General features: G+C 70.0%; 20 protein-coding genes. 10 read left to right on the top strand and 10 right to left on the bottom strand.

All coding sequences use genetic code 11. The features are described 5' to 3' along the window. The coding region (locus tag ACIBK3_RS37755) for an IS110 family transposase (RefSeq protein WP_399372346.1) at nucleotides 1-407 on the bottom strand (407 nt) is incomplete at its 3' end. Between the two features lie 227 nt (nucleotides 408-634). Here ACIBK3_RS37755 and ACIBK3_RS37750 point away from each other — a divergent pair. From ACIBK3_RS37750 to ACIBK3_RS37740, 3 genes are all read left to right on the top strand, one after another. Beyond that, nucleotides 635-1,819 carry a pyridoxal phosphate-dependent aminotransferase gene (locus tag ACIBK3_RS37750; RefSeq protein ID WP_399372344.1) on the top strand — a complete coding sequence of 395 codons (1,185 nt, stop codon included), beginning with the start codon at nucleotides 635-637 and terminating at the stop codon, nucleotides 1,817-1,819. A gap of 232 nt (nucleotides 1,820-2,051) precedes the next feature. After that, nucleotides 2,052-2,636 (top strand): DUF488 family protein, encoded by a 585-nt coding sequence (locus tag ACIBK3_RS37745; protein WP_399372343.1) that lies wholly within the window; start codon nucleotides 2,052-2,054, stop codon nucleotides 2,634-2,636. A gap of 215 nt (nucleotides 2,637-2,851) precedes the next feature. Next, on the top strand, nucleotides 2,852-3,883 hold the full coding sequence (locus tag ACIBK3_RS37740; RefSeq protein ID WP_399372342.1) for an alpha/beta fold hydrolase: 1,032 nt from the start codon (nucleotides 2,852-2,854) through the stop codon (nucleotides 3,881-3,883). 202 nt (nucleotides 3,884-4,085) lie between these two features. On the opposite strand, the gene ACIBK3_RS37735 is transcribed toward ACIBK3_RS37740, so the two are convergent. Next, nucleotides 4,086-5,150, bottom strand: a complete 1,065-nt coding sequence (locus tag ACIBK3_RS37735; protein ID WP_399372341.1) for a hypothetical protein — start codon at nucleotides 5,148-5,150, stop codon at nucleotides 4,086-4,088. A gap of 835 nt (nucleotides 5,151-5,985) precedes the next feature. Next, a complete protein-coding gene (locus tag ACIBK3_RS37730) occupies nucleotides 5,986-6,381 on the bottom strand; it encodes a hypothetical protein (RefSeq protein ID WP_399372340.1) in 396 nt (131 codons plus the stop codon). On the opposite strand from ACIBK3_RS37730, the gene ACIBK3_RS37725 reads away from it, so the two are divergent. Next, nucleotides 6,380-7,027, top strand: coding sequence for a zinc-binding dehydrogenase (locus tag ACIBK3_RS37725; RefSeq protein WP_399372339.1), 648 nt, complete (start codon nucleotides 6,380-6,382; stop codon nucleotides 7,025-7,027). The genes ACIBK3_RS37730 and ACIBK3_RS37725 overlap by 2 nt on opposite strands. Before the next feature lie 379 nt (nucleotides 7,028-7,406). Here the strand turns inward: ACIBK3_RS37725 and ACIBK3_RS37720 are convergent, their stop codons facing one another. Beyond that, nucleotides 7,407-8,036 carry a TetR/AcrR family transcriptional regulator gene (locus tag ACIBK3_RS37720; protein ID WP_399372338.1) on the bottom strand — a complete coding sequence of 210 codons (630 nt, stop codon included), beginning with the start codon at nucleotides 8,034-8,036 and terminating at the stop codon, nucleotides 7,407-7,409. Nucleotides 8,037-8,114: 78 nt separating this feature from the next. On the opposite strand from ACIBK3_RS37720, the gene ACIBK3_RS37715 reads away from it, so the two are divergent. Next, nucleotides 8,115-8,813 carry an alpha/beta fold hydrolase gene (locus ACIBK3_RS37715; RefSeq protein ID WP_399372337.1) on the top strand — a complete coding sequence of 233 codons (699 nt, stop codon included), beginning with the start codon at nucleotides 8,115-8,117 and terminating at the stop codon, nucleotides 8,811-8,813. A gap of 355 nt (nucleotides 8,814-9,168) precedes the next feature. Here the strand turns inward: ACIBK3_RS37715 and ACIBK3_RS37710 are convergent, their stop codons facing one another. Both ACIBK3_RS37710 and ACIBK3_RS37705 read right to left on the bottom strand, forming a co-directional pair. Next, on the bottom strand, nucleotides 9,169-10,338 hold the full coding sequence (locus ACIBK3_RS37710; RefSeq protein ID WP_399372335.1) for an alpha/beta fold hydrolase: 1,170 nt from the start codon (nucleotides 10,336-10,338) through the stop codon (nucleotides 9,169-9,171). Nucleotides 10,339-10,470: 132 nt separating this feature from the next. Next, nucleotides 10,471-11,199, bottom strand: coding sequence for an SDR family oxidoreductase (locus ACIBK3_RS37705; RefSeq protein WP_399372334.1), 729 nt, complete (start codon nucleotides 11,197-11,199; stop codon nucleotides 10,471-10,473). Nucleotides 11,200-11,722: 523 nt separating this feature from the next. Between ACIBK3_RS37705 and ACIBK3_RS37700 the strand changes: the two genes are divergently transcribed. Continuing rightward, on the top strand, nucleotides 11,723-14,509 hold the full coding sequence (locus tag ACIBK3_RS37700) for a protein kinase (RefSeq protein WP_399372332.1): 2,787 nt from the start codon (nucleotides 11,723-11,725) through the stop codon (nucleotides 14,507-14,509). Between the two features lie 270 nt (nucleotides 14,510-14,779). After that, complete coding sequence (locus ACIBK3_RS37695) at nucleotides 14,780-15,148, top strand: transposase (RefSeq protein ID WP_399372331.1); 369 nt, start codon at nucleotides 14,780-14,782, stop codon at nucleotides 15,146-15,148. 75 nt (nucleotides 15,149-15,223) lie between these two features. Here ACIBK3_RS37695 and ACIBK3_RS37690 read toward each other — a convergent pair whose 3' ends face one another. Continuing rightward, nucleotides 15,224-16,288, bottom strand: coding sequence for a glycosyltransferase (locus ACIBK3_RS37690; RefSeq protein WP_399372329.1), 1,065 nt, complete (start codon nucleotides 16,286-16,288; stop codon nucleotides 15,224-15,226). 289 nt (nucleotides 16,289-16,577) lie between these two features. Here ACIBK3_RS37690 and ACIBK3_RS37685 point away from each other — a divergent pair, with 289 nt between their 5' ends. Beyond that, complete coding sequence (locus ACIBK3_RS37685) at nucleotides 16,578-17,129, top strand: TetR/AcrR family transcriptional regulator (RefSeq protein ID WP_399372328.1); 552 nt, start codon at nucleotides 16,578-16,580, stop codon at nucleotides 17,127-17,129. Between the two features lie 93 nt (nucleotides 17,130-17,222). On the opposite strand, the gene ACIBK3_RS37680 is transcribed toward ACIBK3_RS37685, so the two are convergent. The 3 genes from ACIBK3_RS37680 to ACIBK3_RS37670 form a co-directional block, all read right to left on the bottom strand. Then, nucleotides 17,223-17,471: a hypothetical protein gene (locus ACIBK3_RS37680; protein ID WP_399372326.1), complete on the bottom strand. Its 249-nt coding sequence runs from the start codon at nucleotides 17,469-17,471 to the stop codon at nucleotides 17,223-17,225. A 147-nt stretch (nucleotides 17,472-17,618) separates the two neighbouring features. Next, on the bottom strand, nucleotides 17,619-18,071 hold the full coding sequence (locus tag ACIBK3_RS37675) for a cupin domain-containing protein (RefSeq protein WP_399372325.1): 453 nt from the start codon (nucleotides 18,069-18,071) through the stop codon (nucleotides 17,619-17,621). Between the two features lie 483 nt (nucleotides 18,072-18,554). After that, nucleotides 18,555-18,941, bottom strand: a complete 387-nt coding sequence (locus tag ACIBK3_RS37670) for a hypothetical protein (protein ID WP_399372323.1) — start codon at nucleotides 18,939-18,941, stop codon at nucleotides 18,555-18,557. Here ACIBK3_RS37670 and ACIBK3_RS37665 point away from each other — a divergent pair. Together ACIBK3_RS37665 and ACIBK3_RS37660 are read left to right on the top strand one after the other, a co-directional pair. Continuing rightward, complete coding sequence (locus ACIBK3_RS37665; RefSeq protein WP_399372320.1) at nucleotides 18,928-19,317, top strand: DUF4232 domain-containing protein; 390 nt, start codon at nucleotides 18,928-18,930, stop codon at nucleotides 19,315-19,317. The two genes, ACIBK3_RS37670 and ACIBK3_RS37665, sit on opposite strands and share 14 nt — an antisense overlap. Nucleotides 19,318-19,395: 78 nt before the next feature. Continuing rightward, entirely contained in the window at nucleotides 19,396-21,573 is a 2,178-nt protein-coding gene (locus tag ACIBK3_RS37660) for a PQQ-binding-like beta-propeller repeat protein (RefSeq protein ID WP_399372318.1), read from the top strand. Nucleotides 21,574-21,636: the final 63 nt, after the last annotated feature.

Genomic DNA, 21,636 nt, shown 5'->3' with positions numbered 1-21,636 from the left:
AGCAGCCGCAGTTCGGCGGTGGCCTCATCGGTCAGTTCCACTTCCCGCAGGTCGGTGCGGAGCATGACCTGCTCGGCGATGACCTTCGCATCGCGCGGGTCGGACTTGTTCTCGCCGCCCCGGGTGCCGCGGCGGGCGCGGTTGACGGCGAGTCCGGGCACGTGCACGACACGCAAACCGGCGGCCAGCAGCATCGCGGTCAGCACGGCGGCCACGCCGCCCAGCAAGTCCAGCCCGATGGTCAGTTGGCCGTGTTCGGCCTGCAGGGCCTTCAGGTCGGTGATGGCCTCCTCGATGACTTCGGGGTCGTTGTCGACCCGTCGGCTGCACAGCTGCCGGCCCCGGTCATCGGTAACGGCGAGCCAGTGAAAGTCCTTGGCGATGTCGAACCCCGCGTTGGCGGACAAGGTGACGCTCCCCTCGTCGAACAGCCCGTGGCGCGACTCCTTCCGCCTGTCCTCGCCCTACCAAGCGATGATCCGCAGAGCCTGATCAGCAGTCCGGAAGAAGTGGCGAGGCAGGGGGAACAGCGGCCTGAGCCATCGACGGCAGCCAGCATGAAAACCATCCCTGCCCCGCTCGCGCGACCCCATCGTCGCGAACGACCGGGCCCTGCGAAAGAAGGTAGGGCCGCATGAGCACCGTACGGATCTCGCAGCGCGCCCAGGCCGTCGCCCCCTTCTACGCCATGGAGTTCAGCAAGGCGGCCGCCGCGCTGGAGGCGCAGGGCCACCATGTCGTCAAACTCAGCCTCGGCGAACCCGACTTCGGTGCTCCCCCGGCCGTCCTGGAGGCCATGCGCGCGGCCATGGACGGCCGGCCCATGACGTACACGGCGGCGCTCGGTCTGCCCGCGCTGCGGCAGGCGATCGCACGGTTCTACGAGGATCAGCACGGCGTCGGGGTCGACCCGGCCCGGGTCGTCGTGACCGCGGGCGCCTCGGCCGCGCTGGTGCTGGCCACCGCCGCGCTCGTCGATCCCGGCGACGAGGTGCTCATCTCGGACCCGTCGTACCCCTGCAACCGGCAGATCGTCGAGAGCTTCGGCGCCCGGGTCACCCTCGTCCCCACCAGCGCCGACACCCGGTTCCAGCTGGACGAGGCAGCAGTGCGGTCGCACTGGACGGACAGCACGCGCGGCATCATGGTCGCCACTCCGTCCAACCCGACGGGCACCTCGGTGCCGGCCGGCGAACTCGCGGCGATCTGCCGGCTCGCCGGCGAGAGTGACGCGTGGCGCATCGTCGACGAGATCTACCTCGACCTCGGCGACCACGACGGCCAGGGCCGGCCGCCGCGCAGCGTGCTGTCGTACGACCCTGACGCCGTGGTCATCAACAGTTTCTCGAAGTACTTCGGCATGACCGGCTGGCGGCTGGGCTGGTGCGTCGTTCCCGAGGTGCTCGTGCCGGCGATGGAGCGCCTGGCCCAGAACTACTTCCTCTGCGCATCCACTCCCGCCCAGCACGCCGCCCTGGCCTGCTTCACCGCCGAGTCGCTGGCCCTGTGCGAGGCCCGCCGCGTCGAGTTCGCCGAGCGGCGCGCGCTCGTCCTGGACGGCCTGGCCCGGATCGGGCTGCCCGTCCCGGTCCCGCCCGACGGCGCGTTCTACGTCTACTTCGACGTCGGCCGCACCGGACTCACCTCCTGGGAGTTCTGCGAACGAGCACTTCAGGAGACGCACGTCGCCCTCACCCCGGGACGGGACTTCGGCACGCACACCGCGCAGACGCATGTCCGCCTCTCCTACGCGGCGTCAGCGGACGAACTGAGCGAGGGGATCGCCCGGCTCGGGAAATTCGTGGCCACGCTGGGGTAGGACGGCCGGCATTGCCCTACCGTGCCGCGGCAAGGGATTGCGAAATCTTGGCCCGCACAAGCAAGGAGCGTCGCCATCCCCATGACCCCACTCGCCGACCGCTTCATCCAGCTCGCCCGCGACCCGCCGCATCTCCTCCAGGGGGCGGCCTGCCGGGCCGGTCGGTGCTGAAGAACGTCGTCAAGACGGTAGCCCGTGTGCCGTCGGAGCCGGGAGCTGCTGCACTCGATGTATGGACCCCGACCAGACCGACCCTCCAGATGGGTTTCGAGCGCCCTGTCCGGGGCTGGTCACCTTCGGCCACAGCACCGCGGACCGGGGAACGCTGGCCAGGCTCCTCCGCGAAGCCGGCATTGCCGCCGTCGTGGACGTCAGGACCGCTCCCGGCAGCCGCCGTGACCCGGATCTCTCCCGGCAGCGCGTGGCCCAGTGGTTGCCGGAAGAGGGCATCGCCTACCGGTGGGACAAGCGCCTCGGCGGCTTCAGGAAAGCGCCGCCGGACTCACCCGACACGGTATGGCGCAACCTGTCCTTTCGTGGCTACGCCGCTCATACCCGCAGCCCGGATTTCGTCACCGCCATGGACGAGGTCATACGCCAAGCGATTGACCAGCGCACTGCGGTGATGTGCAGCGAGGCGGTGTGGTGGCGATGTCACCGGCGCCTCATCGCTGACTTCGCCGTCCTGGCCCGCGGCGTGCTCGTCCACCACCTGATGCACGACGGGCGCCTCACGTCTCACACGCCGACACCAGGCGTGCGCCTTCGTTCCGACGGCCTTCTTGTGTACGACGACACCGGTGCCGTACCACCGTGATGGCGGATCAGACCGCGATCACCGTTTCCCCTGCATGGAGGCGTTCCGAGTCGCCATGGCATCCCAAGTCCCGAACACACGAGCCTTGGCGGACAAGGACGTCCGCCACTCGCCGAGTCAGGAATTTGGACATTTCCTACGGTGTTTCCGTAATGAGCATTACCTGAGCCTCGTCTCTTGAAGGACAGAGTCACGGGCGTGTGAGGAGTTCGGCGATGACCTGGATATCTGCCCTCGTTTCGGTAGCCGACCGAGGCAGCCGCGTGGGACAGGCCGCACTCGGCCTGCGGGGCCTCGTGCTCGGGGCGCCGCTGCTGCGGCGGCAGTCCGCGGCGGGGTCCGGCGATGGCTGGGGACACGTCGTTGTCGAGCCACGGGAGCCATGGTTCGTGCGGGGCCATGCGGCGGACCTGGGATCCGTGACGGTGGCGTACGAGCGGCAGGGAGCCGGGGAACCCGTGGTCCTGCTGCACGGGCTGGGCTCCCACCGGCTTGCCTGGGACACGGTCGTGCCGCTGCTGAGCGGGCAGCGGGAGGTCCTCACGATGGATCTGCCGGGCTTCGGACAGTCCCCCGACCTGGATCCCGGCATGCCCCGCGACCTGGATACGGCCGTACTGTGGCTGACTTCGGTCTTCGCGGCGCTGGGCGTGGAGCGGCCGCATGTGGTGGGACACTCGCTGGGCGGACTGATCGCGCTGCGTCTGGGGCAGGCCGGGCTTGTGCGCAGCGTGACCGCGATCGCTCCGGCCGGTTTCTGGACCAGCGCCGAGCGACGCTACGCGTACGCCGTGGTGAACGCCGCCCGCCAAGGGGTACGGCTGCTGCCGGGGCCGGCGCTGGAGGTGCTCGTGCGCACCGCGCCCGCCCACGCGGTGCTGACCGGAACCCTGTACGGCCAGGCCGACCTGTGCCCTCCGCACGCGGTGGCCGCGGCGCTTCGGACGCTGCGGAGCTCGGTGGCATTCAAGGCGACCCTGGAAGCCGGGCGTGCGCCGGGACTGTTCACCGGCGACATCCCCGACATGCCCGTGACGATCGCCTGGGGCACCCGTGACCGCCTCCTGCCGCCTCGGCAGGCTGTACGGGCCCGGGCAATGATCCCGAACGCCCGCCTGGTGCCGCTGCCCGGCTGCGGTCACGTGCCGATGCTGGACGCGCCCGACCTGGTCGCACAAACGATCCTGCACGCCACCGAGCCCGGGAAACCTTCGTGGCCGGGGTCCAACCCCGCCGAAGGACGATAGGCACCGAAGCGGAGCGCTCCGACCGTGTCAGCTCGATCTGCCGAAGCCGCCGAGCCGCGCCGCGTCGAGATCACGGCCGGAGAGTGATCCTCCTCGCAGAGACGGAATGCGCTCCTCGTACGGTCGGCGAAACGCATCGCTGAGATGAGAGCCGCCCGGGGGTCTGCCAGGCAGGAGGCCCCAAGGGCGGCTCCTCTCCCGATCAGGACGACACGCGTGCCTCCGCGGCGGACAGGACCCCTTGGCGTCGCCGGTGGCGCTGTTCGTACTCCACCACCTGACGGGCCACGTCTGACGGAGCGTCCAGCAGGCTCCCGGTGATCTCGTCCGTGTTCATGGCGTCGTAGCCGGTCCACGGCTCTGTTTGGCGCAGCTTCCCGATGGCGTCCAGGACCTTCTTACGGTGGGCGTGTGCGCGCTCGTAGCCCTCGATCACCGTCAGATCGAGCTGGGACAGCGTGGGCAGCCGCCTCTGGATCTGATCGGTGCTGAGCTGGCTGAACCCGTGGACCGGCAGGTCCTCCTCGCGCCTGACCGCTCCCAGAACCTCCTCGGCCAGCGGGCGGGCGGGCTCGTACCTCTCCTCCCGCCCGACGCCCTCGGCCGCACCCCGGACCTGCCGGAGGCCGCGCTCGGCGACGTACCGGGCCCGGTCGAAAGCGCTCCGCATCGACCGAGCCACCGCGTCACCCAGACCGCCGTCTCCACCTTGGTACGGGCCGAAGCCGTTGGTGGACTCCGCCACAGCGCGGGCGTGCTCGGCGAGGCTCTCGTCCAGTTCCCGCAGCAGCTTCTCGTCCTGGTGACGCAGCGAGCCGAGCAGATCGGCCGTGAGCTGGTCCGCCATCTGCTCAGCGAGGACCTCTCCCGCCCGGCACGCCGCCAGCGCCCGTGCCGCAGCCGCGTACTCGTCCTCCGCGTTCCTCATCAGCCGTCGTGGACCGGCCGGGCCCCAGCCGGGCAGCATCCCCCGGACGACCACCGACCCGATCGACATCGGCAGCATCACCGTGCGCACCGCCCCCCGCGAGACGGAGCGGGTCACACTCACCGCGGTGCCCAGGAGGCCCCGCGGGTGCAGAGCGCGCTCCTGGCGCTGGATGCGCTGGACGCTGATCTGGAGCTCGGCGGCCCGACGCTCGAGCATCTGCCGGTGCGGGCCCGGCGGCGTGACTGTCGCATCCGCCCGGAACCGGTCGAGGACCACGGTATGCGCCTGGCGCGCATCCTCCAGTACCGGTACGAGTTCCTCCGTCATCACAGCCATGCGGTACTCCCTGCGGAAAGGTGAGCGGCATCCGCCGCACACGGAAAGCGGCCGCCCTGAGCGCCCCCATGTCCAGGCCACCGGCACCATCCTGCGGGACAGACGCCAAGATCGCCCTGCGGGCCGGACCGGAAGGCCGGGGCTCGCCGGTCCCCGCAGCGTGGCGCCAACGCGGGCGGGCACGTGACCGCATTGGCCTGTCCGGGTGAAGGCCGGGCCGCCGTACGGCGTGCACGAGGCCCACGGGCCCCCCGGGCGTGGCACCCTCGTCGCTGCCCGTTTCCCTGGCCGACGAGGCAACCAGCGGGTGAGGGCCACAGTGAGCGGCCCCGGCCCGGCCACGACCAGACGGAGGGAAAGGCAACCGTGGAGACAGATCCGTTCCCCTGGGCCGACCAGCCCTCCCATGCCACCGAGACCGCGAAATTCCTGCCGGGCCCCCGCGTGCCCGCCGTGCCCGCCCTGCCTGAGAACACACCAGGTATTGCCGTCGGTGACGCCACCGCCATGACGCTTTACGGTCTGATCTTCGCGTCAGTGGCCTCCGGAAGGCCGGACATCCGCCGGGACTCCGGCGCCACAGCCGACAGCCCACCATGACCCAGCCCACCGACCGACTGCGGAACCCCTCATGTCCGCAGGTCGTCGTCCGCTTACGGTCGAAGCGGCCCGCCCCCGCCCGCCCCCTGCCGCCGCCGTCCGCCAGGAGCTCGCTACGGGATTCCATGACCTGGGCGGTAGAGCGGACCCACGGCCGGGTGATGCCCCACCCCCACCTGGCCCGCGACTACGAAACCCACTGCTCTACGGGCAGTGTCATGGGGTGCCTCCTTGATCAGCGTGCGAGCAGGTCGGGCAGCTCGCCCAGGACCTGCTCGAAAACGGAAGGGTCGTCCAGGACTCGGGCCACCACCAGGGCGCCCTCGATACGGACGAGCGCGGCACGAGCCCGACTCTGCGCTTCCTGTTCGCTCGAGCCGGCCCTGGCGGCGGCGTCGGCCATGGCGTCGAGCCAGGTTCTGGCGAGCCGGGTGGCATGGGCTCTGATGTCCTGCGGCGCCCCGATCAGTGTCATCGTGTCGAGAACGCAGGCCATGCGGCCGTCCCTGTAGACGACCGCCATCCGCCGCGCCATCTCGGCGACACCTTCGGCGACATCGGGTTCCGAAACGAGCGGCTGGAGGATCTCACCGAACCGGGCCTCCATGCTCCTGAGCACGGCGGCCGCCATGGCGGAGTACGTCGTGGTCCCCGCCGACCGGATCGCTTTCACGTCGGCGGGCCTCTCGCCGGTGGACGCGGCCTCCCTGGTCGTCGGGGGCGCGACGGCGCTGATCGCCCTGCGGGACTCCGTGCGGCTGGTGAAGGGAGAACGGGTCCTCGTGCGGGGCGCGGCCGGCGGAGTCGGTACGGCCGCCGTGCAGCCGGCGCACGCCATCGGTGGCCGCGTCACCGCGCCGGCCCGCGACCGTCACGCCAAGGCCCTTGGCGACTTGGGCGCCGACCAGGTCCTCGACCACGCCGACACCACCCCCGAGCAGAGCGGGCCGTTCGACGTCATCGTCGACACGGTCGGCTCCGACCTGAGCCGTTACCGCCGGCGCCTGACTGACGGCGGCCGGATGGTCACCGTCGCTCTCTCGGGTCCCATTCTGGCCGCGATCGCCGCGTCCACCGTGCACGGAGCCCGCCTTATCCGCACCTTCAGCGCCAATCCCGACAGCGCTCTCCTGCACGACCTGGCCGACCAGGTCACCTTCGGCGCGCTGTACCCCGTCGTGGCCGACGTGTACCCGTTGGCGGACATCGCATCAGCCCACCGGGCGTTCCAACGGGGCGGTGTCATGGGCAAACACGTCGTTGCCATATCCGGCTGACGTCATCGGCGCCCCTGCCCACCCCGACCGAAGGTCCGCCGAAACAGCCTCATCAGCCTGCTGAGCGCGCCAGATCCGTCGGCGGCCCTCACCGAGCGGGCTGGGGAAGCGAGGGACGGGGCCGCCCCGAAGCGGACCGGGGCCTTTCCCCGTTCCACCCACTGAGCACGGGCCCGTACCCCCGCCGGAATGCCCGAATGCCTGCTCCGCCTCTGTCCGGGCCCCTTCGTCGCCCGCCTGGCCTCCGGCCGGCAAGCGGCTGACGCATCCGCGCGCGGGCCGAATTCGGGCGGCGACGGCACCCGCGGCCTGGCGATCGTGGCGGTCACCGTTGCGACCATCGCCCCTCCATCGGCTACCCGGAGCTCAGCCGAGCACATCAGGCCGACGGTTCGGCCACGGCTCGTGTTGCCGGCGTGTCTGCGGCGGACTCCGCCGGAACGACCCGGCTGCGCGGAGCGGTGTCGCCGACGAGCACGGCCAGGAAATCGTCGAAGGCCTGATCGGCTCGCGACACATCACCCGTCGCCTCGATGTCCATCACGAGACCGCGGATGACCGCCAGCACAAGGGTGCCGAGTTCGGGGCGGCCGATGCTTCGCATGCCGTCCTCCAACGGGCGCAGCCAGTCCGTGGTGGCCTCGCGCCGGAAGCCCGGCCACAGCTGTTGCTCGGCATTCTCGCGGAGCCTGCCGAACATGCTGAGGTACGGGCGGCCGACCGGACCGGTCATGGCCCGCCAAGCCCGTCGCAGAGTGCTCGGATAGGGCTCGTCCGATCGTGGGGCCACCAACTCGCCGAAGAAGTCGCGCTGACGCCGCCGTGCCCGCCCGAGGGTTTCCCGCAGCAGCGCGTCCCGGCTCCCGAAGTGGTAGATCAGCATCCGCGTCGAGGTACCCGACGCCGTCGCGAACGGCTCGAGACGGTCGGGCAGCCCGTGCGTGAGCGCGTGGTCGACGCAGGCGTCGAGGATGCGGTCGCGGATCTCCGGCTGCTTGTACCGTCCCATCGCCGCACTTTTTCACGTAACTGGCGGTACGTCTACCGTTGATCCAAGTGGTCGGGACACCGAATCAAGGAGGAAGAGATGCGTGTTGCCTTCGTGCACGGGGCGTGCGTTCGGGACGGGTCGTGGTGGTGGCACCGGGCCGCGGCGGCCCTGCGGGAGCGTGGCATCGACAGCGTCGCCCCGGCGCTGCCGAGCTGCGGCGAGGGCGACCGGCCGGCCGGGCCGCAGGGTCCCGGACTGCCCGAGGACATCACCGCGGTCCGCGCCGTCCTGGCCCAGGGAGACGAGCCGACCGTGGTCGTGGCGCACAGCTACGGCGGCATCGTCGCCGCCGAGGCGGCGGTGGGCGTCAAGTCGGTGCGTCACCTGGTGCTGGTGTCGAGCTACCTGCCCGAGCCCGGCGAGTCGCTGTCGGCGTTCGGCGCCGACGCGCCGCCACCGTTCCTGGACTTCGACCCCGACGGCGGCACGTTCGGCGCTCGGCCCGAGCTGTTCGCCGAGACCTTCGTCCAGGACTGCCCGCCGGACGTCGCCCGCGACGCGGCGGCCCTTCTGGTCCGGCAGACGCTGGCCGTGACGCAGCAGCCCGTACGGGCGGCGGCCTGGCACGACCTGCCCACGACGTATGTGGTGTGCACGGAGGACCGGGGCACCCCGGCGGCGGCACAACGTGAATTCTCCCGCCGCGCGGACAAGGCCATCGAGGTGGACGCGGGCCACCACCCGTTCCTGTCACAGCCGCAGACCATCGCGGACATCATCACGAGCCTGTGGTGACCGGGACTGCGGACCTTGTGCGGCACGGCTCTACGCCGCCTCAGCGGCCGGAGCGGCCGGCATCTGCTCACCCTCGTGACCGAGGACATCGACGGACCGGACGGCCCGACCAGGGCGCACGGCACAGCGGCCCTCCGCGACCGCCGGGTACGCCAGTGGAGCCGAGCCCCGCGAACGGACCGAGCCGACCGTTTTTCTCCGGTCCCGTGGATCAGGAACCGGTGCGGTGACACTCAGGCGGCGGCCCCGGAGAACCCCGCTGACGTCCGACGTTCGACGTCCTGATGCTCGAAGCCTTCCGCGGTGATCCCGCACGACGGAGTCCGGTGATCCGGCGGCCGAGGTGCTCGCGCGGCTACGGGAGGCAGCGCCTCGGCCGAGCAGGACGGCCGGCAGGGCAGGGCCGGCCACGCGGTGAAGCGCTATCGCGAACTGGTCGTTCGGGCGACGTCCGCCCCGGGTCCGACGCCCTCGCCACCCTGGCCCCGCGACACCAACTCGCCCACTCAACACGGGAGTCGGACGACCCGGAGGGCGCGGTGCAGAGCACGAAGTCACGGCAGAAGTCCTCCGGCGGGCGGGCGGGCGATGGAACCCATGGACCGCCCGGCCGGGGAACACCCCGCTCATTCCAGGCAGGCCCGCAACTCGCGCACTGCGCGTGCCACCTCTGCGGGAGCGTCGAAAGGCTGATTGTGACCGCTATCGATACGTCGATAGTCAAGGAGGTGCGGAAATCGGGCGACGTGCTGCTCACGCGGGCGGGGATGCAGCGCGGGGTCCTCGGTTGGGTCAAGGACGATCGAGGGCACGTCGACGGTCGGGAGGCGGGCCAGGAATCGCTCATCATCCTCGTACTGTGGATCACCGGCCACGAGTCCGAATCGATGCCGATAGGAGTGAATGACGACCTCGACGAAGTCGGGGTTGTCGAACGACGGCGCCGCCCGCTCGAAATCCGCATCGTCGATGACACGTGTCGGCGACCACTCGCGCCAAAGCTGGTTCGCCAGCTCCCGGCGGTAGCGGGCGAGGCCGACGCGCCCGCGCTCGCCATGAAAGTAGTACTGGTACCAATCACGACTTTCATCAAGCGGCGGCGTCGGCTCGGAGGATGCAGCGATGTCTTGGATGGAGTAGCACCGAGAGCGACTGTTCCCCCTATGAGATCGGGACGGAGGGCCGCCGCGACGCACGCCGCGCGGTCACCCCAGTCGTACCCGACGAGAATCGGTGCCCCGAGTTCAAGTGTCTCCACCAGATTCAGCACGTCTCGGCCGACCGCCGCCTGCTGGCCCGAGCGCGGCGTCGACTCGGAGACAAAGCGGGTTGCTCCGAAGCCCCGCAGGTAGGGAGCGAGCACGCGAACTCCTGAGACCGCGAGCTCGGCCGCGACTGGCTCGAAGGAGTGTGGGTCGTAGGGGAACCCGTGCAGGAGCAGGACGGGCCAACCGCCCTCGGGCCCCGCTGTCTCAATACCCACATCCAGTGGGCCGCTGCGCACGGAGAGCCGGGTGAAGGTCATGGCTCAAACGCTAGGGGCGCTGTCAAATGTGGGCCTTTCCCCTTGATCACCTCGGACGGCACCTTTGGGGTCCCGGGGCCCGAGTACTGCCCCGGACTCGCGGTGTGGTGTACGTGATGCGGCAGGAATCGGTTAGACCTGTTCGAAGTGGAACGCCTTGATGAAGCAGTCGCGGGGTTGGGTGACGGCGAAGAGGATGCAGTCCACGAGCGACTGCGCGGTGAGGGCGTCCTTTGCCTCGCGAGGTGTGGTCTCCCACTCCTCGGAGAGCGGGTCGGGGTTATTGAAGTCGGGTGGGTAGAGGGTTATGACGCGGACCCCCCGGGGACGCAGACGTTTGGAGAGAATCTCGGCGAACCCTGCCTGGGCGGATTTGGCAGCGTAGAAGGCGTCGTGCGCGTCCGACCGGTGATGACCAGCTGTTCCGCAGGCGGAAACCATGGTCACCACGTCCGGCCTGTCCGAGTTGAGCAGGAGAGGCATGAAGTTCTTCACGGTCAGGACGGTTCCGGTGGCGCCGGAAGCAATGGTGTCGACAACGTCGGCATCGGAGGCGGATCGGAGGTCCGGGCCTTCGAGGTAGCGGGAACCGTTGTTGATCAGCAAGTCGACGCGATCGGTGTGCCGGGCGACGTCGGCAGCGAAGTCCCGGATCGAGGCAGGGTCCGTCAAGTTGCAGGAGAACGCGTGGACTTGTTGCTGTCCCCGGGCGCGAATCTCGTCGCGGACACGCTCGGCGGCGACGGGGTTGCGAGCGGAGAGGAAGACCTCGGCGCCGAGATCTGCGAGACGGATGGCCAGGGTGCGGCCGAAATCACGGCCGGCAGCCGTGATGACCACGCGGTGGTTGTCGAATCTCATGTCGTCGCTCCTGCCGTTGCCTGATCAGTTGAGCAGTACCACTGTGCCTGCGTCCACCGCGCTCACCCCTGGGTGTGACTGCTACGTGCCCGTGTCGGCGAACGCGCCGGAACCCTTCGCGACTCGACCGCGGCGTACAGCGGCGCGCGGCTCTCCCAAGCTGCCGTCCCCTTCCCCACGAGGGTGGTGGCGTGAACGCGTTCGACCAGGTCACGGTGGCGGTAGCAGAAGGGAGTCATCGTGTGGGGCATCGGACCGCACCTCGAGACCCCCGGGCGCAAGGGAAACCGCCCGCCCCGGACCGGACCACCACTGGGAGTGGTGTCGCCGGCTCGCCGCCGTGGACGCGAACGCGGCAACCCAGCCCGCCCAACACCGTTCGAGGCAGGCGCAGTGAACAGGAATGGATCTACGACCCACTCCCGCTCACTATGTGGGAACGGTACTTTGCCGTGTACGGGCTCTTCATCCGGTCTGCCGGCAGGGCGGGATGTCGGCCGATCGACAGCTCCGGGGGGTCTGTATGCGTTGGATCGGCAAGCGACGGAACGGCACTCCGGAGTCCGGTGAGCCGGCCGCCGAGGTGCTCGCGCGGTTGCGGGAGGGCAGTGCCTCGGCCGAGCAGGACGGCCGGCAGGGCAGGCCCGGCAAGGCGGTGAAGCGGTACCGTGAACTGGTCGTTCGGGCGACGGCCGCGCCCGGGCCCGACGACCCCGACACCCTGGCCCTGCGGCACCAACTCGCCCACTGGACAGGGGAGTCGGGCGACCCGGAGGGCGCGGTGCAGTTGTTCGCGCAGCTCCTCTCCGACCGCGAGCGGCTCCAGGGACCCCGGCATCAGGACACCGGCCTGGCCCGCCACCAGCTCGCCCACTGGCACGGCCGGGCAGGGCGGGCCGAGGAAGCCGTACGCCGTTACGAGGAGATGCACCGCTCGGCCGAGCAGGAGGACCGTACCGAGGCCGCGCTCAACCTGCTCTGCGACATGGGCCACTGGCAGCAGCAGGCCGGCGACAACGCGGCCGCGCTGCGCACCTTCGCCCGGATGCTGAAGACCGCCGAGGGCGAGCTCGGTTCGCAGCACCGGCTCACCGGTATCGCCCGACAGCGTTATGCCGAACTCGCCGGCGGGCTGCCCTTCGGTCATGAGCGGGGGCACGACAGCCTGGAGGGGCTCGTCGCGGCGGCCGCGGAGATCGAGCGGAGCGGTGACCTGCGGAGGGCCGCCCGCATGTACGGTCAAATAGCGGAGAAATGTGAGGAGTTGTACGGCGCGGGCAGTGACCGGACGCTCGGCGCGCTGGTGTCGCAGGCGAAGGCGGCCATGCAGACGGATGACCCAGAAGGCCTGGCCGAAGCCGTTGTCTGTTTCGGGAAAGTGCTCGCGTGCATGGAGCTACGGGGACAGGGCCCGGGTTCTCCCGAGTACGACACGCTGTCCCAGCAACGCGACGGACTCGCCCGGGCAGCCGGGACGACGGAATTGCACATCGGCGACGCGGCGGGAACCCTGCTCGCCAGGCAGGTGGAGGCGGCACCCGCCACGGCCTTCGGGCTGCTCGCACGCGAAGCCCGCGCCCGGCATATCGCCCGGGTCTTCCCGGTCAGCGGTGATACCGATGACACGCGACCGCACCGGGTCAGCGTCGCGCAGTGGCGCACCGTGATCCAGCACGTGGCCGACCAGGGGTGCGAGGCCCGCGCCTTCTACTTCGCCCGTGCGGACCGCCGGCCGATACCCGAGGAGATCGCTCTGTGCGAGCGGCTGGGGCTGCTCGGCGTCTACGTCTCCAGTGAGGGCGCCGGCAATGTCAACGTGCAGGCCTACTCCTTCCGGGACGGCACGGCCCATTCGGTGTCGCTCGTCGTGGTGGACGACGAGCCGTCGGAGCCGGAACCCGCCCCCGCGCGTGCCCAGGGTGGTCCCACGGACGTCCATGCCGAAGCCGAGGCCCTGGGGCAGTGGCGGCAGGTGGCGCGGGCCACGTCCGCGCGGACGATGGAGGATCCGGCGGCCTTCGGTCCCTACGAGGTCCTGGAGCGCGTCGGAGAGGGCGGGTTCGGTCGCGTCTACCTCTGCCAGGATCCGGACGGCGTCATGGTGGCGGTCAAGACCCTGCACGCGGAGTACGCGGCCGACTCCTCGATCCGAGATGGGTTCACGCACGAGGTGCAGGCGGCCCGGCGGGTCAGCGGCCGGTTCACCGTGCCCGTGATCGCCGCCGACACCAGCGGCGAGACCCCCTGGATGGCCGTGCCGTTCGTGGCCGCGCCCTCGCTGCAGGAGGTGGCCGAGCGGTGCGGCGCCCTGGATACCGCCACCGTCCGCGGCATCGGTGCGGGCATTGCCTCCGCGCTCAGCGCCATTCACGCCGAGGGCATCGTGCATCTCGACCTCAAACCCGCGAACGTGCTGCTGACCGAGGACGGCCCCCGCGTCATCGACTTCGGTATCGCGCAGATCGAGCGGCTGACCGAGCCCCGGAGCGGGTTCGCCGGTACGTACGCCTACGCCTCGCCGGAACAGATCCGGGAGCACCAGCAGTTCACCCCGGCCAGTGACGTGTTCTCCCTCGGCACGCTCCTCGCCCGCCTCGCCCTGGGGCGCCTTCCCTGGGGCAGGAAGGTCCTCGCCGTGATGAGCAACATCTGCGACGGCACGCCCGACCTGGGGGGTCTGCCCGCCGAACTGGAGCAGGTGGTGCGGTCGTGCCTGCAGGCCGATCCGGCCCGGCGGCCGACCCCCGCCGAGGTCGCCGCGGCCCTCGCGGTCGGACCTGCGGGCGCACCCCTCGTACCGGAGGCGGAACGCTGCGCCCCGCCGCCCCTGCCCGCCGAGGCAACGACCCTCATCCGCGAGCACGCCGCTCTCCCGGCCACCCGCCGCTTCGAGACGCTCGTCCGCACTCGGCTCGAGGGGCCGGACGACACCACGGTCGCCGCACGGCCGACGACGGGCGGCGACACCAGTGACACACCACCCGAGGCCCGCACCCCCGACACCGCGGCCCGGGACCTCGAAGCCCAAGTCCTCGCCTGGGAACGCGAAGGCGGCTCGAAGTCGACCGACCAGGTACGCCGGGAATGCGGCGCCTTCGCCGCGGAGGCGCGCTCCCGGCTCGGCGAGGACCACCCCCTGGCCCTGCGCCTCAAGGTCTCCCACGCCATGCTCGGCTACGACGGGACAAGCGGAACGGCTTACGCCGAACGCGTCGTGGACGAGGTCGCCGTACGTCTCGGTGACGGCCATCCCACGGTCCGGGACGCTCGTTCGCTGCTGGCGGCGCTGCGGTCCGCCCAGCCGGGCTGAGTGCGTTGTGGCAAACCGGATTCGTTCGAGGTGTGCGGTGCGGGTGATCGTCTGGACAGAGTTACGGGCGCGGCGGTGGGCATGGAAGAACGGGCCTCTTGGTAGTGACGCGGTTACGACACCCAGCACGACCAAGGAAGCCCGTTGCCTGATCAGTTGAGCAGTACCACTATGCCTGCGCCCGCCGCGCTCACTCCTGGGTGTGACTGCTACGTGCATGGGTTCGGTTCGATCGCTCCGGGGCTGCGGGCAGGCTGCTGTCCGGGTGACATGACGGATGCGGAGTGGGCCGAGGTCCGCTCCGCGATGCCGGTGCCGGCCTGGCTGAGCGTCGGCGAGGACAGTCGCGGATACGACGGCGGCAAGTCGCGTGACGGGCGCAAGCGCCACATCCTGACCGATACCGAGGGCCTGCTCCTGGAGGTGACCGTGACCACGGCCGATGTGCACGACTCCAAGGCCGCCGGCCCCACGCTGCTGGAGACATTCATGGACCAGCCGGGCCGGCTGTTGAAGCTGGTGTGGGTCGACAGTGCCTACCAGGGGCCGGCGCTGGTGAAGGCGTTCGCCCGCCACGGAGTCCGGATCGAGGTCGTAGAGCGTCGGTCCCCTCTCGCCCCTTCCCGCTGTCTTGGCTGATCGACGTGCAGGTCGAGTCCGTCCGACCGTTCAGCTGGGGGGGTAAGTCCAGGTCGGGAACGTCTCGCAAGCGGATTACCCGAGGCGCTTCAACAGGAGCCCGAGAACATCGTCGGCCGAGTTCATCCCCGCGATCTCCCCGGCCACCGTCGCGGCGCCGTCGGCCACCGCGTGGTCGGCGAGCACTCGCGCGACCGCGTCGGCGACCTGGTCCGGGGCATCAATGACCACGGCCGCGCCCGCTTCGGCGGCGCGTGCGGCGTTGACGGGTTTGTCCAGGCCCATCGGGAACAGGACCATCGGCCGGGCAGCGCTCAACGCGGACAGCACACTGCCCGCTCCCGCAGAGGACACCACCACGTCCACTCCCTCCAGCAGGTACCTCATCGGAACGAAACCCGCCAGGTGCACCCGCGCGGAGTCGACCGGCCGGTCCCCGACGTCCGTTGCACGGTGCGGAGCGACCAGAACGTTGACGTCCAGGGCGGCCAGCGAGTCCAGGATCGCGGCGAGGGTGGCGGGATCCTCGACAACCGTGCCCAGAGTCACGAGGACCAACGGGCGGTCCTCGCGGTCGGCGAAATGCGGCCGGGACCACGTGCTGTTCTCGTCGGAGTGCGGCTCGGGGCGGATGGCTATACGCTCCGCGGGCAGCGTGTAGCCGTCCCGGAGCAGGCTGTCGGGCCACGGGTCGATGTAGGCGACGGGCGCCGTGGGGGTCACCCCGTAGTGGGCGAAGCGAGCGACGGCAGCCTCGTCAAGCACGGTGGCCAGCCCGGCGTCGAGCGGCAGGGCCGCCCCATGCGCCGCCCAGGGGACGCCGAGCGATGCGGCGGCAAGTTGGCCGAGGTAGTCGACCATGTCGGCGACGATGAGGTCGGGGGCGAAGGCGGTGGCCGCGGCCAGCGCGGCCTCCGCACCCAGGCTCACTCGGGATTCGATGAAGAACTCGACCGGTCCGGCCGCCATATCCTGCATGGCGTCTATTTCGGCGCGTCGGGTCACATCCTGCAGGGTCTCCGGGATGCTCGGGCCGGCGGGGAGTAAGGGCGTCGGAGCGGTCGAGGCGGTCATCGACGCATGGCTGAGCACCGCGACTTCGTGACCGGCACGGCGGGCGGCCGCAACGAGCGGCAGCATGGGCAGCAAGTGTCCAAAGGCAGGCGTGCTGGAGAACAGGATGCGCACGGAACTCCTCAACGTGATGTGGCGGCCATGCCATCGGCCGCTCGAAGGCGAGCGCAGAACTTCGGCCGGCGGATGGGCAGGCAACCACCGGTCCGCCCGGACCGGACGGACTACGCGTCCGCCCAGGCCACTGCCCCCGGCTCAGCCGAAACTCGCGCTCTGACAGGGTGTTGACCCAGCAACGTCGGTGAGCGACTGGGGCGGTAGTTACCCTAGCAATAAAAGTGAGGGATGATTCATTTTGCCGAAGGTCACAGCGGCTTACCTTGAGGCGCGGCGTCAGGAAATCCTCGAGGCTGCCCTCACGCTGTTCGCCGAGAAGGGCTTTGCGCACACCTCCATGGCGGACATCGCCGCCGCGTCCGGGATTTCCATCGGAGCGGTGTACCGCTACTTCCCGAGCAAGGGTGACCTGGTTCTCGCTGTCTGCAGCGAGGGTGAAGGCGAACGGATCCCGGGCGACACCGCGACCGAGGCCGCCGAGCAACTCCGTCGCCACGTGGACCCGCAGCACAACGGGCGCACGCATGCCCGGCTGGTGGCTCAGATCTGGGGCAACGCCGCGATCGACCCCCTCCTCGCTTCGGTCGTCGCGCGACAGCACACCCGCATTCGCGACCAGCTCGCCGACCTGATCACGCAGAAGCAGTCCGGAGACAGTGAGCACCGGACGCCCTCCGACGAAGCCGAAGTCGTCCTCGCCGCCCTCATCGGATACGCCGCGCTTGTGGCCGTCGATGGGCACGTCGACCACGACGGATTCGGGCGTGCGCTGTCCCGGCTGCTCGACTGACGCCTCCTGACCACACCCTGCCTGCGTCGATGTCGGCCCAGATCGCGGTCATGCGGCACGGGAGCTGGCCATCCGTAGGCTCGTCGTCCTCTCTCATGCCAGCGACTTGGCCTTGCGCCAGACCCGGGCGCCGTTGCGGTCGAACCGTAGGGCAACCACCCGGTCGACGGCCGTGACCTTGAGGTCGGTGTGGTCCATCAGCTCTTTGAGCACATCGGGGGCCACGCTCGCATCCGCATGCCGCTGGGGGTAGGTGTGCCGGTAGGCGTAGGGGAAGGTCCGGGTCTTGTCGAACGGCAGCAGGCACGAGACAGGTTCTCCTCCTTCTTCCAGAGCACCCACCTGGCATCGGACCGACGACGGTGGCCAAAGCGTCCTTTGCCCACGGCAGCCCGTTCCGGCGGGACGGACGAGGGACAGGCTTGGGGAAACCGAGTGGTTCTGCCCCCAATGCCTGGCCTGAGCAATGAGCTGTACCGCGGTGCGGCGTCAGTCGAAGGTGAATCCGTACTTGTCGGCGACGGCGGCCATCGCCTTCACGTCGACCTCGTTGAGCGGCGGGCCCACCTGTCCGCGCACGCCCGGAGTACCTATCTCGGTGAACATCGCGTCCATGCCGCCCGGGGCGTACAGGAAGTAGATGCGCGCCGGCTCGGTCCGGCTCAGGTTCCTGAAGGAGTGCCGTACACCCTTGGGTACGTAGACCACACCGCCCGCCTCGACCTCGTACTCCTCGTCTCCGGCGGTGATGACGAGTTCTCCGTCCACGACGATGAACGTCTCCGACTCGCCGTGATGCGTGTGCGGAGGCGGTCCGGCGTCCGCGGGCATGATCGCTTCCACCAGGGAGAGTTCGCCATTGGTGTGCGTCGACTTCAGCAGCGTGGTGTACGTGTCACCCACGAGGTAAACAGGCTCACCGCCGTCCGGCGGAACGTGCACGGGGGGAATGTGGAGGGACACGCGTGATCCTCTGACTCATGTGACGTTGAAACGGCGGACACACCATGAGGTGCCGCCCACCGCAGTCGGAGTCTGGCAAGAGTGACCACCCCAACACCACAACACGAGGTGCTCAATAGGTGCTCACTCCTGTTCATTCCTGTACGGCCAAGGCTTGGGCACAACCGCCAACTCATGCCGCAAGTCTGGACGCAGGCTGATCCCAAGGGGCTTGTCGGCGCCCGCATCGCGGCCGCGGGCTTGGCTCTTCGCCACGGCTCGGCGAACGTCATGGCCGTGAGCATAATTTGGCATGGAACGATCAGGGAATGAGCACCGTGGTCACGCGGTCCGGGCCGGTGACGATGCCACGATCGGACCGTGAGGCTCCCGGTGCCCCCTGAGTAGCCGGCCTGCGTCGCAGAACGCCGACCGCGCTGTCCGAGCACGAACCGACGCGGCCCATGGGCCGCGAACGTCCTGTCAAGAAGAGGTAACCAGCTTGCGCACACATCGACTTGCCGTGGCCTTGGCCAGTTCCACCGCGCTGGCCCTGGCGCTCACCGCCTGCGGAGAAGGCGGCGCCGAGTCGAAGTCGGTCGGAACGGCAACCACGGAGCCCACCGACACGACCGTCACGCCCACCGCCACCGCCACGGCCGCCTCGGCATCGGCATCGGCATCGGCGTCTGCCACCGCCACAGGGCAAGCCACGAAGGGGGCGGGCTCCCAAGGCTCCGGAAACGGTGGCGGCAGCGGAGCGGGTGCCACCAAGACCTCGTCCGCCGGCACGGGCTCCGGCAGCGCCAAGCCCGTGGACTGCACCACCGGTTCTTTGAAGTTCGCCATGAGAGAGGTGAAGAAGCCCATCAACCATGTCCTCATCACGGCTACCAACACCGGCTCGAAGCCCTGCCACATCTACCGCTACCCCGCCCTGCGGTTGAGCGAGAACTCGCAGGCCGAAGCAGCCAGGTTGGGGCAGAGCCAGCCACAGGCCGTCGTCACCCTCGACCGCGGCGCCACCGCGTACGCGGGCCTGATCACCGCGTCCGTCGACCGCAACAGTCAGACCAAGGTCACGACCTCCTCGATCGGTGTGTCCCTGCACGGCCCCGACGCGGGAGACTCGTCCACCGAGAACGGGGTGGATGTACCCGTTCCCGGCGGTTCCCTGTACGTCGAGGAGGACAACGCCCAGGTCACTTTCTGGCAGGACAACGTGAGCGACGCGCTCGCCTGGTGACCTGGAACTGGCGTCCCACGCAAGGGCCTTGGCCTAAGCTGAGCCGTCGATCCACGTAAGAAGAAGGTGTGACCGTCCATGCCATTGCGAGATGGTGACCCGGAAGCCGTGGGGGGCTATGTCCTGCTCGACAGGATCGGTGCCGGCGGCATGGGCACCGTGTTCCTGGGACGCTCGGCCGCCGGACGCAGGGTCGCCGTGAAGCTGGTGCACCCACAGCTCTGCGAGGACGAGGAGTTCCGCGTCCGTTTCCGGCAGGAGATCGCGGCGGTCCGCCGGGTCAGCGGGGCGTTCACGGCACCCGTCGTGGACGCCGACCCGGATGCCGAGCAGCCATGGATGGCCACGCTGTACGTACCGGGCCCGAGCCTGGCGGCCTGCGTGGAACGCAGCGGCCCGCTGACCGGACCGGAGCTGCGGATCCTGGCACTGGGGCTCACCGAGGCGCTGCGCGAGATCCACCGGGCCGGGGTGGTGCACCGCGATCTGAAGCCGGGGAACGTGCTGATGGCCGAAGACGGCCCACGCGTCATCGACTTCGGCATCTCGCGCGCCGCCGACAACCAGCAGTTGACCGTCACGGGCAACGTGATCGGTACGCCGCCGTTCATGTCACCGGAGCAGCTGCGTTCGCCGCGCGATGTCACCCCGGCGTCGGACGTGTTCTCGCTGGGCTCGTTGCTGGCCTACGCGGCCACCGGGAACGGCCCGTTCGACGCGGACACGCCGTACATGGCCGGCTATCAGGTGATGTACGAGCCGCCGGCACTGGACGAGGTTCCGCAACCACTGCGCGGTATCGTCGAACGCTGTCTGGACAAGGACCCGGCGGCACGCCCCGGATTGGTGGAACTGCACGACTGGCTCCGCGCGTTGCCGCAGACGGCCGCCTCCGGCAACTCCGACCACACCACCGGTCCCGGCGAACACGGCCGCCCCGGCGATCCCGACGACTCCGGCAACGCGGTCGGCACAGGCATATGGGCGATCCCCGGAGCCTCCACGGAACCCGTCACCGGCCGAGGTCCGCGCGGAGAACGTCGTGGCCGACGGCTCACCCGTCTGCTCACGGCCGTCGGTACAACGCTCGCCGTCACCGCGTTGAGCCTCGCGGCGGTCAACGCCTTCGGCGGCGACGAACCAGCCGGCGCACGCACCGCTTCGCTCCCCGCCGGCTGGCAGCCGTGGCAGACGACGCTCCGCCTCCGCTCCGTACCCGACACCGCGATGGATTCCGGCCCGCCGGGATGCGTCCCCGAGCGCACCGTCCTCTACTGCGGCGGCGAGGGCTTCACCGTCGCCAAGATCGATGCCGCCACCGGCCGCGTCATCTGGCGGTCCGGCGACTCCGTGCAGAACGCGATGCCGTACGGCGTACGGAACGGGGTCGTGTACGTCGCCGAGCAGACACAGGGTGAATTCCGGACCGCGGCTCTGGACACCGCCACCGGGAAGCGCAGATGGGTACGAGACAGCCCGAACGACGACTCGGTCGTGTTCAGCGGCGGGCTGCTGACCTCCACGGGCGACATCCAGGGATTCATCGCGTACGACACATCGGGGAAGGAACTGTGGCAGTCGCCGAAGGCCGCGTTCTGCACACCGCTGTCCCTGGCAGGCGTGCCGTACGCCGAGTGCACGGTCTCCGGCCAGACCACCACCCTGCTGCGCCTGGACCCGGCCAATGGCACGGCACGCAAAATCGCGGCCCTGCCGATCGGGTCGAAGGGCATCGGGCAGTCCGGAGGCGCACCGGTCTACGCGCAGCCCGCGGCGGCGGCGAACCAGGACGGGGAGATCGAGAGCGAGCGCCGGTACACCACGTTGCTCCGGGTCGACCCGCGTACCGGCGCCGTCCGTCCCGTGCCGCTGTCCCGCACCCTGCGCGGCGCGCCGACCCTGCTCGGCGACGATGTCGTGGTCTTCGCCCAGACCAATGGAAGCGTCACCGCGGTGTCCGCCGACGACGGCAAGCAGTTGTGGCAGCGGTCGACCGGCATGGAGGGCCTGTCGCAGCCGGTCTTGTCGGCGACGTACGGGCGGATCTACTTCGCCAACCGCATCGGCCGCGTGGTGGCCCTGGACCTGAGCACCGGCAAGGAACTCTGGCGCACCTCCGCCGTCGACGTCCTCGGGGACGCGTCCCAGGACTGGGCGCCGAGCGTGGTCCTCGTCAGGGACGAGATCGTGGCGATGGCCGGCAACACGCTCTCCTCCGTCGGTCCGAACGGCCCCATGCCACGGGCCACCGACTGACGGCCATGGCGTGCGGCGGCAGCGGGCTCGCCGAGCGAGGCCACCTCCACGGTGCGTCGGCGG

Source organism: Streptomyces sp. NPDC050287 (assembly GCF_044459385.1).
Taxonomy (GTDB): Bacteria; Actinomycetota; Actinomycetes; order Streptomycetales; family Streptomycetaceae; genus Streptomyces.
This window is presented reverse-complemented; position numbering and strand designations above follow the sequence as displayed.